The 12,528-nt window shown below is 59.4% G+C and carries 9 protein-coding genes; 5 read left to right on the forward strand and 4 right to left on the reverse strand.

The genetic code is table 11. The annotated features are described in order from the left end of the window. Positions 1–102 precede the first annotated feature (102 nt). Complete coding sequence (locus M9920_10175) at positions 103–1,215, reverse strand: FHA domain-containing protein (protein MCO5052658.1); 1,113 nt, start codon at positions 1,213–1,215, stop codon at positions 103–105. A gap of 177 nt (positions 1,216–1,392) precedes the next feature. Here M9920_10175 and M9920_10180 point away from each other — a divergent pair, with 177 nt between their 5' ends. The 3 genes from M9920_10180 (at position 1,393) to M9920_10190 (ending at position 4,351) form a co-directional block, all read left to right on the forward strand. Then, entirely contained in the window at positions 1,393–1,947 is a 555-nt protein-coding gene (locus M9920_10180) for a hypothetical protein (GenBank protein ID MCO5052659.1), read from the forward strand. Between the two features lie 87 nt (positions 1,948–2,034). Beyond that, positions 2,035–2,964, forward strand: a complete 930-nt coding sequence (locus M9920_10185) for a glycosyltransferase family 9 protein (GenBank protein MCO5052660.1) — start codon at positions 2,035–2,037, stop codon at positions 2,962–2,964. Positions 2,965–3,067: 103 nt separating this feature from the next. Then, complete coding sequence (locus M9920_10190; protein ID MCO5052661.1) at positions 3,068–4,351, forward strand: putative Na+/H+ antiporter; 1,284 nt, start codon at positions 3,068–3,070, stop codon at positions 4,349–4,351. A gap of 60 nt (positions 4,352–4,411) precedes the next feature. Here the strand turns inward: M9920_10190 and M9920_10195 are convergent, their stop codons facing one another. Continuing rightward, complete coding sequence (locus M9920_10195; GenBank protein ID MCO5052662.1) at positions 4,412–5,137, reverse strand: glycosyltransferase; 726 nt, start codon at positions 5,135–5,137, stop codon at positions 4,412–4,414. Positions 5,138–5,341: 204 nt separating this feature from the next. Between M9920_10195 and M9920_10200 the strand changes: the two genes are divergently transcribed. After that, entirely contained in the window at positions 5,342–9,016 is a 3,675-nt protein-coding gene (locus tag M9920_10200) for a hypothetical protein (protein MCO5052663.1), read from the forward strand. Positions 9,017–9,238: 222 nt separating this feature from the next. Further along, positions 9,239–9,889, forward strand: a complete 651-nt coding sequence (gene rdgB, locus M9920_10205) for an RdgB/HAM1 family non-canonical purine NTP pyrophosphatase (GenBank protein ID MCO5052664.1) — start codon at positions 9,239–9,241, stop codon at positions 9,887–9,889. Here the strand turns inward: rdgB and M9920_10210 are convergent. Next, positions 9,878–11,605: a peptidylprolyl isomerase gene (locus M9920_10210; protein MCO5052665.1), complete on the reverse strand. Its 1,728-nt coding sequence runs from the start codon at positions 11,603–11,605 to the stop codon at positions 9,878–9,880. The two genes, rdgB and M9920_10210, sit on opposite strands and share 12 nt — an antisense overlap. 40 nt (positions 11,606–11,645) lie before the next feature. Then, positions 11,646–12,428, reverse strand: coding sequence for an inositol monophosphatase (locus M9920_10215; GenBank protein MCO5052666.1), 783 nt, complete (start codon positions 12,426–12,428; stop codon positions 11,646–11,648). Positions 12,429–12,528 lie beyond the last annotated feature (100 nt).

The following is a 12,528-nucleotide window of genomic DNA, read 5'->3' on the forward strand; positions in this document are numbered from 1 at the left end:
CCCAGGGCGCTCGTCCGTTTGATTCCAACGCTTGGCTTGAGGTTGGGAAGCCCGCTGCTATAAACGAAAAAATCAAGCGGCCACGGCTTTATTTAATCGGCTCTAGGCGGCATTCTGACGGGGCGCGGCGGCGGAACGGTCGCTGGTGACCAGGAGCGCCGTCACGCCGACCCCGAGCAGCAACCAGAGCAACGTGAAGAGGCCGGCGCGACCTTGGAAAGCGTTCCATCGGAGTGCGCTAAGATCCGCCGTTTGAATCAACGCGTTGAGGTAGGTCTCGCGATCGGGACGACCCCGCGCGAACTCCCGCAAGGCGGGCAGTTCCGTAGCTTGAAATATTTGGATGCGCACATCGGAAATATCCGCAGCGGCGACGCCGGCCTCGGCGGCAAGCAGTTGTCGAATTTCTTCCATCGTTCCGGCATGGCTTACGGCTTGGGCAAATTGCAAGCGGGCTTGATAATTTTTCTCCGCGGACTGATGCAAGCTTAAGCGCGCCGTATGGTGCGAAGTAAGATACGTGCCCGCCAAGGTGGCCACGGCAGTAAAGGCGCAAGTCATTACGGTTGGTAACACCTGACGCGTTTGAATGAACCAACGCGCGCCCACACCGGTCAATACCCCCACCACGCAGGCGAACCAGTTCAGCTCCTGTCCGGTCCAGCGCACCAGATAAAACCAGGCGACCACCCCGGCCAACGCACCCAGCAGTGCGCCTATCAGGGCGGGTTTCCCGGCGTGCCAGAAAGAAGCGGTGGCCGGTTCTGCGGATGCTTCACCGACGGCGTCCGCTGAGGCTGCTGATTCATTCTTGGTTCGCGGAATTGGTGCTCGCGGCGTGATCAGCGTTGTGGCGCTGGGGTCCGCGATCAAAATTCTCGCACCATCCGCCGGCAGATTGACTGCATCCGGCAGCACGGGCAGTCCGTGCGATTCAAACACCAGTTCCACTGCTCCCAGTTGAATGCGATGACCGTTTTGCAGTTTGAATTCGGTCACTGGCACTTGCGAAATGAACGTGCCACTGGCGGATTCGAGGTCGCGAAGCAGAACCCCATCGTCGGCGACGGTCAACTCGCAGTGTTGCGCGCTGACGGAAGCGTGAGGAATAACGACCTCGTTTTGCGCCGCGCTGCCAATGCCGTTGCGCCCGAATTGGAGTTTGATCGCCCAAGCTTCGGGGGTGCCAGGATTAACAATCAGACGATGGCTCATAAATACGACTCTGAGCTCGTCTTGCGTCAGCCAAGCTCCTTGTCCACGCCGGGGAATTAGCAGGTTTAACGCCAGCGGCAGCGTCGTTTTGTCGCTATGACGTCGTGATTTTCGCCGGATTTTGCTTTTTGCTTTCTTCTTGGCCTCCAATTTCGCCATCTTGGCGCGGTTAAGTTGATGAAACTTTCGTTGCTTTCGATTTTGCTCGGACTTGGTTTTGCCGCCCCTCAGGTTTACGCGCTGGTGAAGCCGGCTGGATTTGTCAGCGCCGCGCGGAAATTTCCCCGGCATTTGCCGACCGGGATTGTGCTGATGTTGATAGCGACGGTTTGGTTCGTATGGAATGTGCATATCGAGCCGATTGCCGACTTTGCGACGATCAAACCTTACATGATGGCTGCCTTTGCAGTGGTTGGCGTGGGGGCCTGCATTTTTGTGCAGGATTACCTCGCGGCGCGCGGTCTGGCTGTCATGCTGCTATTGCTGGCCAAGCTGGTTTTGGACACTGGCCGACCTCATTTAGGCGAAACTCATTGGGTGTTGCTCATTCAAGCGTGGGCGTACCTTTGGATCGTCGCCGGCATCTGGTTCACTATTTCGCCCTGGCGGATGCGCGATTTTCTGAATTGGATCACCGCCACGGAAAAGCGCGTAAAAATCGGCAGCATCGTTCGCCTGATCTTTGCGTTGATCGTGGTGGCGTTGGGATTGACGGTGTTTCGGACCATGTGAATGGAGCGCGGCTGAAAAGGGCCGATGCGCTTGGAGGAGGCGGCAACGGCGTTTGCATCAAACGGCGTGTAAATTTTGGCTTGAGCAATGACTTCCGGCAAAATTCTCGTTATTCGCGGCGGCGCGATCGGTGATTTCATCCTGACGCTGCCTGCGCTCGCGGCTTTGCGGCGCCAATTTCCGCAGGCGCACCTGGAGGTGTTGGGTTATCCGCACATCATCCAATTGGCCCAGGCGGGCCGGTTGGTGAATCGCACCGCAGCGATTGAAGCCCGTGAGCTGGCCAGTTTTTTCGCGAGCGGCGGCGAGTTGCCGGAGCCGTGGCGGGATTATTTTTCCGAATTCGATCTCGTCATTTCCTATCTCTACGATCCGGATGAGATTTTCCAGAACAACGTGAAGCGCTGTTCGCCGGGTCAATTTATCAGCGGACCACATCGGCCCGACGAGGCGGAGCGCCGTCACGCCACACAGATTTTTCTGCGACCGTTGGAACGCCTGGCCATCTTTGATGCGGACCCGATCCCGCGTTTGACTCTGCCGCCGGCGGCAACCGAGCCGGTCGGTTCGCTGGCGTTGCATCCGGGCAGCGGCAGCGAACGCAAAAATTGGCCCGAGCCTCAGTGGCGTCAATTAATTGAACAGTTGGTGGCGACCACGGACCTGTCACTGCTGCTGGTTGGAGGCGAAGTGGAGGGAGAAAAATTATCGCGATTGGCGGCGGTGGTGCCGTCCGAGCGCCGGGCCGTTGCCCGGAATCTACCGCTGGCGGAACTAGCCCGTCGACTGCAAACCTGCCGCGGTTTCATCGGGCACGATTCCGGCATCACGCATCTGGCCGCGGCGCTCGGCTTGCCGTGTGTGGTGTTGTGGGCGGATACGGTCGAGGAAATTTGGCGACCCCAAGGCGAGCGCGTGCGGATTTTACGTCCGCCCGCCGGCTTGTCCCGGCTGGGGGTGGGGGAAGTGCTGGCGGGATTGCAACCGCTTCTGGAGCGAGCGGCCGCTTCGGATTGAGGCGAAATTTCAACCGTCCCTTGAAATAATCTTTGTTCTTCGGTTCAGTCCTGCTTGAATGGAATGGATGGTTTTCTTCACCCTGAAGCTCTGATGATTCGGCATGAATCCCAGCACCATTGAAATTCTCGCCACGGTCTTTTTTGGCCTGGCCGTGTTGCACACGTTTTGTGTGAAGCAATTCACGCTTTGGGCGCATCGCTATCCGCCGGATTCCGCCGCTCATCAATTCCTCCACTTTTTGTCGGAGACCGAAGTCGTGTTTGGCCTGTGGGCCGCCGCCTTGTTTCTCGGTCTCGCCGTCGTTGAGAAATCGCTCGGGGCCGCGGTGACCTACATTGATTCACTCAACTTCACCGAACCGAAATTTGTGTTCGTCATCATGGTGATGGCGGCCACGCGCCCGGTGGTGAAGCTGGCCGAGGCACTTATCAGCGGCGTGGCGCGGCTTCTGCCGTGGGCTGAAGGCATCTCCTTTTACCTGGCCGCGCTGGTATTGGGGCCGTTGCTCGGATCGTTCATCACAGAACCGGCGGCCATGACCCTGCTGGCCTTGATCTTGAAAGAGCGTTATTTCAACCAAGGCATCAGCCGGCGTTGCGCCTATGCCACCCTCGGGTTGTTGTTTGTGAACATTTCGATTGGCGGCACACTGACGCATTTTGCCGCGCCGCCGGTTTTGATGGTGGCTTCGAAATGGGACTGGAATCTCGCCTACATGTTTTTGCATTTTGGCTGGCGCGCGGCGTCGGCTTGCCTGGTGTCGGGCGGGGTCATCGCGTGGGTCTTTCGCGCCGAACTGAAGCAGATTGAACCCGTGCCTGCCAGAGGCGAACGCGTTCCGCCCAGTCTGACGCTGTCGCATCTCGTGGCGCTGGCGCTGGTGGTCGTCTTCGCGCACCATCCGGATGTGTTCTTTGGCGTTTTCGTTTTGTTTCTGGGCGTGGTGGGGGCGACCGCCAAACATCAGAGCAAATTGCAATTGCGGGAAGGGTTGCTGGTCGGATTTTTTCTGGCGGGTTTGGTGACGTTAGGCTCATTGCAAACCTACTGGCTCAAACCCTTGCTCCACAGTCTTGATGGCAGCGCGTTGTATTTTGGCGCGACCGGATTAACGGCGGTGACGGACAACGCGGCGCTGACTTACCTCGGGACGTTGGTGGAAGGACTTTCCGATGAATTGAAGTATGCGCTGGTGGCGGGCGCCGTTACCGGCGGCGGACTGACCGTGATTGCGAATGCCCCCAATCCGGCGGGCGTTGGGATCTTGCGCCACGCCAAGGTTTTTGCCGGCGCAGGCATCAGTCCGTTGGGCTTGTTTTTAGGCGCGCTGTTTCCAACGCTCGTGGCCATCTTCTTTTTCTGGGTTGTTCACTGGTTCATTTGAAACACGATTTTCACGACTCCTGATGGGCCGCACACTGGACGTATTCAGTCGCACTCGCGCTCAACGCCGTCCGTCATACCAGGCGAAACACGCCTTCTTATCCCGCATGGTTCGCCGCGGCCGCAGCAACGCGGTAAACAAAAATCCCAATAGTTCACGACCCGAGTAGAGTCGCATCTTCCGATCCGAAGTGAGCAGGGGATGCTGGTGCAGAATCATGATCCGGCGATGGGTCTTTCGTTCCAGCGGTCGCAACCGTCGGCTTAAATCCAGTTCCTCGCCCGTGAACAGTTCCTCGCTGAAACCGCCAATGCTTTGGAAAGTGGATTTTTCGATGAAAATAAACGAACCCGCCAGCAACCGCCGGGCGCGACTCAACCAGTTCCAGCCGCGCGTTAGTAATTGCGCGCCCCGGTGCTGGCCTTGCAACCGAATCGTGCAACCGCCAGCCAGACAGTTGCCGGAGCGGATCGCTTGGGCGACGGCGGCGAATAATTCCGCGCTCGGCAGCGAATCGGCGTCAATGAACAGCAGCCAGTCGCCGGTCGCGATTGACGCGCCACGATTCCGCGCGCGCGCGATTTGATTGATGGGTTCAAAAACCACCTGCGCCCCATGTGCGGCAGCGATGGCCGCCGTATTGTCCGTGGAATTATTGTCACACACGATCAACTCCGACGTGAAACCCGCCGCGTCCCAGATGTGGCGATGCCGCTGGATCGTCGCGAGCGTTTGCTCAAGCAGTCGCGCTTCATTGTAAGCCGGAATGATGATGGATACTTGCAACGCTTTAGCTTGGGCAACGAACTGGGGAACGTCCATTCGGAATCGCGCGTGAACCGTGCGCAAATTTAGGCGAAAAATATCCGTGTGGAAAATCTCGGTTGACGGTTTTGTTTGATCTGCTAAAAACAGCGACATCCCTAAAGTGGCGTTCCGGGATCGAGAGCCGAACCGCCGCCGCTAAGAGTAACAACCAACGAAATTGTCATGAACTCCCTCAAACCTCATTCGCTCCTGTTCGTATTCGCCATCTTGTCGGGTGGCGTTTTACTTGTGAACGAGCCACATCGGGCGCTGGCCGCTACGGTTGACGCACCCACCAACGCGCCGATTCCGTGGGATCAGATTGGGGCGAAGGCGGGGGCGGATTATCAGGGCGATGGCCTGCGCGTGGTGGCTCAAGGGGGCAACGTGAAGTTGAATTGCGTGTTCCAGCGGTTGGAAGGGGAAGCCACGCCGGAAGGATTATGGCTCACCTCCACGGTAACCAATCAAGTCCAAGACCGTTTTCGGGTGGTGGCTGCGTCACTGGGCCGGACGGAGGCGCCCGCAAATCCGACCGGTTATGGAGTGCGCCAGTCCTCTGGCGCTTTGGTGGGTGAGACGCACGGAAAGCGGCAGGAGACTGCCGCCGTCCAAGACGCTATCGCGCTTACGCCTGCCGGGACGGTATCAGTGGATGGTCAGACGGTGCGGTATGCGCGTCCGGGCGTGGTGGAAGAGTACACGGTGAGCATGGACGGCGTGCGCCAGGATTTTGTGGTATTGGAAAAACCCCTCTTCCGACCTGACGGTCACTCTCTCCCCACGGCGGAAGGCCGGGGTGAGGGGAACAATCCGGTGGCACTAAACTGGACGGGAGCACTCGCTACGCCGACCGGTTATGGAGTGCGCCAGTCCTCTGGCGCTTTGGTGGGTGAGACACCCGGAAAGCGGCAGGAGACTGCCGCAGTCCAAGACGCTATCGCGCTTACGCCTACCGGGACGATATCAGTGGATGGTCAGACGGTGCGGTACGCGCGCCCGGGCGTGGTGGAGGAGTACACGGTGAGCATGGACGGCGTGCGCCAGGATTTTGTGGTATTGGAACCACCCCTCTCCCGACCTGACGGTCACTCTTTTCCCACGGCGGAAGGCCGGGGTGAGGGGAACGATCCGGTGGCACTAAACCGGACGAGGGCGTTCGCAAATCCGACCGGTTATGGAGTGCGCCAGTCCTCTGGCGCTTTGGTGGGTGAGACCCCCGGAAAGCGGCAGGAGACTGCCGCAGTCCAAGACGCTATCGCGCGGGCCGAGGATTCGGGTGAGCTGCGGTTGGAGCTGGCAGTGAGCGGGGCGCGGGTGGAACGGACGGCGACGGGCGCGCAACTGGTGCTGGCGGAATCAGGACGGAAGATAGCCTACAGCCGGTTGCGGGTGACGGACGCCACGGGCCGGGAGTTGACGGCGCGCTTGGAAGTGGCGTCGGGCATCCTGCCTGACGTGGAGGGCGGGCATCCTGCCACCCGGAAAGAAACCGGTGCCAACGACGCGGGTTTGGAATTTCCGGACGGTTTGGCGGTGGCGAGCGTTTCTTCCGCCGGGCTGGGAAGCCCGGCTCTACGGCAGGCAGGGATGCCTGCCGCTACCACGCTGGCCATTCTGGTGAATGACACGGACGCGGTGTACCCCGTGCGCATTGACCCGACGTTCAGCGATGCCAACTGGATCAGCATGGGCGGAGTGCCCGGAGCGGACAACTATGTTTATGCCGCCGTGGTGGATGGTTCGGGCAACCTCTACATTGGCGGTTATTTCAAATTCGCCGGCGGCGTCGAGGCCAACTGTGTGGCCAAATGGGACGGGAGCAGTTGGAGCGCGCTGGGTTCGGGGATGAGGGGAGGGGACGAATTCAATTTACCTTTCGTGCGTGCGCTGGCGATGGACGACAACGGCGACTTGTATGCGGGAGGCTATTTCGAGACAGCGGGAGGCGTGGCAGTCAATCAGATTGCCAAATGGAATGGGAGCAGTTGGAGCGCGCTAGACTCGGGGATAGACGGTGCGGTGTTGGCACTGGCGGTGGACGGCAACGGCAACTTGTATGCGGGAGGCAGTTTTGGGACGGCGGGAGGCGTGACGGCCAACGAGATTGCCAAATGGGATGGAAGCAAGTGGAGCGCGTTGGGCTCGGGGGTGGACTACGAGGTGCGGGCACTGGCGGTGGACGGCAACGGCAACTTGTATGCGGGAGGCTATTTCGAGACAGCGGGAGGCGTGGCAGTCAATCAGATTGCCAAATGGGATGGGAACAGTTGGAGCGCGCTCGACACAGGAGTGGGCTACGTCGTGTATGCGCTGGCGGTGGCGGGCAATGGCGATCTGTATGCGGGAGGTCGGTTCGAGACGGCAGGAGGCGTAGCGGCCAGCTATATTGCCAAGTGGGATGGGAGCAGTTGGAGCGCGTTGGGCGCGGGGATGGATCACATTGTGACTGCACTGGCGGTGGCGGATAACGGCGATGTGTACGCGGGAGGCAGTTTCGAGACGGCGGGAGGCGTAGCGGCCAACGCAATTGCCAAGTGGGATGGGAACAGTTGGAGCGCGCTGGGCGCGCAAGTGGACTACATTGTGAGTGCGCTGGCGGTGGCGGACAATGGCGGTCTGTATGCGGGTGGCAGTTTCGGGACGGCAGGAGGCGTGGCGGCCAATAATATTGCGAAATGGGATGGGAGCCGTTGGAGCGCGCTGGGGGGAACGGGGATGAACGGTGGCGTGCAGGCGTTGGTGGCGGCGGGCGACGACTTGTATGCGGGGGGCGGATTCACGATGGTGGGAGGCATAACAGTCAATAGGATTGCCAAATGGGATGGGAGCAGTTGGAGCGCGCTGGGCACCGGGATGGACGATTTGGTGGAGGCGTTGGCGTTGGCGCCCAACGGCGATCTGTATGCGGGGGGAAGGTTCACGACGGCGGGCGGCGTAACGGTTAATCGGATTGCCAAATGGGATGGGAGCAATTGGAGCGCGTTGGGTGCGGGGATGAACAACTGGGTGCATGCGCTGGCGGTGGCGGGCTCGGACTTGTATGCGGGAGGCCAGTTCACGACAGCAGGAGGCGTATTAGCCAACTATATTGCCCGATGGGATGGGAGCAGTTGGCACGCGTTGGGTGCGGGAATGAACAATTGGGTGCATGCGCTGGCAGTATCGGGCAACAACTTGTATGTGGGAGGATTTTTCTACACGGCAGGAGGTATGTCGGCCAATCGGGTTGCCAAATGGGATGGGAACAATTGGACCGTATTGGGCATGGGGTTAAACGACCCCGTGCTGACACTGGCAGTGGTAGGCAACAACCTGTATGCGGGGGGAGAGTTCCACGCGGCGGGAGGCGTAGCGGCCAACTTTATTGCCAAATGGGATGGAAGCAAGTGGAGCGCGCTGGGCTCGGGGATGAACAACTCAGTGTATGCGCTGGCGGTGTCGGGCTCGGACTTGTATGCGGGAGGCTATTTCACGACGGCGGGTGGCGTGACGGCCAACTATATCGCCAAATGGGATGGGAACAGTTGGAGCGCGCTGGGCTCGGGGATGGACAACGTCCTGTATGCGCTGGCTGTGTCAGGCGACAACTTGTATGCGGGAGGCTCTTTCGCGACTGCTGGCGGAAAGATCTCGCCTCACCTGGCTCGGGCAGTTTTAGGGGAGACGCTCACACCCATTCCGTTGCAGTGGCAACTGCAAAACCAGCAACTGGTGCTAAGCTGGACCAATTCCAATTTTCAATTGCAAGCGGCCCCGGACGCCACCGGCACTTATACCAACGTCCCGAACGCCACGAGTCCCTACACCAATCCGCTCACCGGCCCGCGCCGCTTCTTCCGGTTGAAAGCGCCGTGATGCTGGCGGTGAAGTTGGTTGCTTCCACTTTGATTCAGGGACGCGGTGGAACGCGTCTCTCCTCGTGAAATACAACTGCGAAACCCACGAAACGCTTCAACGAAAATAAGGCTGCAGAAGCGGTCGCTTCGGCCGCGAGGTTTTGGAGGGCGCAATCCTCTTTGGCGCGTTTCATTGTCGCTGCGGCGTTGAATTGTCGCGGCGGATCGGTTTCCATGGCGCATGGTGACGTTGTTGATCGCCACTCATAATCCGCACAAGGCTGCGGAAATTCAAAGTTTACTGGGCTTGACGTATCGTTGTCGGCATTTGGCCGAATTTTCCAATGTCCCGACGGTGATTGAAGATGGCGCTACTTTTGCCGGGAACGCCGGCAAGAAAGCGCTGACGCTGGCTTCCTGGTGGAAAACAACTCAAACCGGATCGGTGGTGGATTTCATTTTGGCGGATGATTCGGGTTTGGAGGTGGACGCGTTGGCGGGGGCGCCCGGCGTACATTCCGCGCGTTTTGCCGCACTCGATTCAGACGTTTCCGGCAACGCGACCGACGCCGACAACAATGCAAAGTTGCTGCGGTTGTTAAAAGGAGTGCCAGCGGAAAAGCGCACGGCGCGTTTCAAGTGCGTGATGGCTTTGCTGCCGACGCACGGGACGGTGGCGACGCCCGAATTGTTTGTCGGTGCCTGCGAAGGACGAATTGCATTCGAGTGCCGCGGAAAGGGTGGTTTTGGCTACGATCCTTTGTTCCTGCCGCAAGGATACGATCGGACGTTTGCGGAACTCGGAGCGGCGATCAAGAATCAACTCAGTCACCGCGCCCGAGCTTTGGAGCATCTGAAAGCGCGGTTGGAAGCGCGTGCTTCAGCGACGTAAGCGGTAGAACGCGGCCGGTTGTGGGGTGGTATTGGTGAGCCACATTTCGTATCCGTTCAGCGTGGGAAATTCCGGCAGGTTGCTCCACGCGGGGGCGCGCAAATCCGCGCTGATTTGCACTTGGTAATCGGCTGCCCAGGCCGGCCAGTGCAGCACATCGACAGCGCCGTAGCGAGCCAGCGTCAAACTCGGCGCGACGTAGGCGGCGCTGACGACTTCGGTCGTTGCGCCCAGCGTGCTTTGGATGGTGATGCGGATGGGGTAATGACCTGACTGAACGTACGTGTGCGCTCCGCGAACTTCCTTGAGTCCACCACTGCCCGCGACGACCGAATTCGTCGTCAGCGTGTTATCGCCCCAGTTAATGATGGCCGTAAAGTTGCCGGGCGGACTGTTCGGAATTCCATTGGTGAACACCGCCAGCAATTGGTTGCTGAAACTCTGTTGCGGTTGAGCGATAAAAGCCGTCGGCGTGGCGCGGATGGCCGTATCACCCACGGCGAATCGGTAGCGTTGCCAATCATACGGCGGCCAATAAGACGGCGGGAAAAGTTGATAATAAGTGGGCCAGTCGGGACTGGAACTGATGACCAATTGATATTCGATCGCCCCGCTGAAGTTCGGGTTTGGAGTCAGGATCATCTGGAGCTGGTCGTTGACGATTGCAAATGCCGTGTTGGTGGCGGAGTTGTCATAGGGCAAGACGAACCAGTAGTAGGCTTGGCCTTCCAAATCCGTGGCGGAAAACGCGTTGGTGACTTTTCCATTCACCGGGCAGATCAGATTCAGATTCGCGGGCGGATCCAGAAAGGGCGGCGCGTTGTTCGCGGCATCGCTGATGGTGGTCGCCGTGAAACTGTTGGTGGCGCGGCCGCCGGGCGCACCGTCATCCGCAATGATCTGGATGACACTACTGACGCCCGCTGCGCTGGGACCGGTCAAGGTGATGACCGTGTCGGTGTAATTCGTGACGAACGACGCGCGGGTAATGATGACGTCGGCCAACGGTCGGTCGCTGACATCGCGCGGGGTGTTGATCACATTGGTCAGAACTGGAAATCCACGCAGCAGTTGTCCAAACAAGGTGTGCTTGAAATCGAGAAACCGTTGCGCGCCTTGCGTGATGAAGAATTGTGAGCCGCAGGCGTCTTTACCGGGATTGGCGAGTGCCAGTTGCCCGTTTCCGCTGAAGATCGTGCGCGGATCAAATTCGTCGTCATACCGGAAAACCGTGCTGCCGGTACCGTTGGTGGACGGATCGCCACCTTGAATCATAAAGTCGGGAACGATCCGGTGAAAAATGGTGGTGGCATCGTAAAACCCGCTCATGGTCAAACCCTGAAAGACTTCCACGGCGTGCGGAGCGCGATCGGGAAACAGTTGAAACGTCATGTCCCCAAGATTGGTCACGGTGACCGTGCCGCCGCGGAAGGGCGTCGCGTAGGCGCCCGACGCATTGGCGGGCGCGATTTGCGCGACGGACAATTTCCAGAAGGGATTGTTGGTGTGAACTTCCACGCTGATCTGCGGGTTACTGCTGGTCACCGTATAACGCAGCGGTTGGCCCAGCGGTGACGTGGCCGTGATGGGCAGAGTCAGCGACTTACCGGCGGGAACCGAAGCATTGGGAAGGGCGTCAATGACCGGAGCGGCCGGGCTGAACCCGAGGGCGTTTCCGACTAACAGGACACTCAGACCGATTTTGCGGAGCGGCATAGGGCAGCAAATATAGGTGAACCTGGGGAAAATTCATCCGTTACTTTGGCAACGGCAATTGGGAGTGGATCAAGCCGTTGCTGGCCACCATGCGGATTTGATGCCGACCGGGAATGGCTTCCGTCCAAAATTTTCCGCCCGCGCGTTCAACAATCAGCCCACCCGCCGCCACGTCCCACAAACTGACGCCACGTTCGAGATAGGCGTCAAAGCGTCCGCTGGCCACGTAAGCCAGACCCAGCGCCGCCGCGCCCATCATCCGCATCTTGCGCACCCGCCGCGCCATCCAGACGAAGTGGGGCAGGGCGCGTTGCAGGCTGTGACGACTTTTGGCAAACCCGACACAAACGATGCACTCGGACAACTGCTTCCTCGCGCTCACATGGATCACGCGGCCATTAAGTCGCGCCGGACTCGATTGGGTGGCCGTCCAGATTTCATCGGTGAACGGATCGTAAATCACTCCGACGATGGTGGCGTAGGTGGATTGAGTGGTGCGTTGTTGCAGCGCAATGGAAACGCAGGCGTGCGGAATGCCGTAGGCGAAGTTCACCGTGCCATCAATCGGGTCCACCACCCAGCGCCGCGCTTCGTTGGTGGCGCCGGAATCGCCCTCTTCACCCAGCAATGAAATTTTAGGAAAGGCGCGACGCAATTTTGTTTCAATCAATTTCTGGCAGCGCACGTCCAGATCGAGTTTGATGTCGTGTGAGGTCGTCGCGTTCACCTTCTTGGGGCGGCGCAAGTTCTGTCGCATCAACTGACCCGCCGCGCGCGCGGCCGTTTCCGCCGCCGCCAACGCCTTTTTCAAATCCACATTCATGAGCCAACAGCTTACCGAACCGCCGATTTGAAGCGAGACGAAGTTTGCCCGTTGGCCGCGCCGCTGCGGTCAGGTGCCGTCGGCGAGCCGCTGGATCGGT

The sequence above is a fragment of the Verrucomicrobiia bacterium genome (assembly GCA_023953615.1).
GTDB lineage: Bacteria > Verrucomicrobiota > Verrucomicrobiia > Limisphaerales > JADLHS01 > JADLHS01.

Bases quoted from the DNA above. Each gene is read 5' to 3' on its own strand.
- M9920_10175 (MCO5052658.1), bottom strand. From the start codon at position 1,215: ATGAGCCATCGTCTGATTGTTAATCCTGGCACCCCCGAAGCTTGGGCG.
- M9920_10180 (MCO5052659.1), top strand. From the start codon at position 1,393: ATGAAACTTTCGTTGCTTTCGATTTTGCTCGGACTTGGTTTTGCCGCC.
- M9920_10185 (MCO5052660.1), top strand. From the start codon at position 2,035: ATGACTTCCGGCAAAATTCTCGTTATTCGCGGCGGCGCGATCGGTGAT.
- M9920_10190 (MCO5052661.1), top strand. From the start codon at position 3,068: ATGAATCCCAGCACCATTGAAATTCTCGCCACGGTCTTTTTTGGCCTG.
- M9920_10200 (MCO5052663.1), top strand. From the start codon at position 5,342: ATGAACTCCCTCAAACCTCATTCGCTCCTGTTCGTATTCGCCATCTTG.
- rdgB (MCO5052664.1), top strand. From the start codon at position 9,239: ATGGTGACGTTGTTGATCGCCACTCATAATCCGCACAAGGCTGCGGAA.
- M9920_10210 (MCO5052665.1), bottom strand. From the start codon at position 11,605: ATGCCGCTCCGCAAAATCGGTCTGAGTGTCCTGTTAGTCGGAAACGCC.
- M9920_10215 (MCO5052666.1), bottom strand. From the start codon at position 12,428: ATGAATGTGGATTTGAAAAAGGCGTTGGCGGCGGCGGAAACGGCCGCG.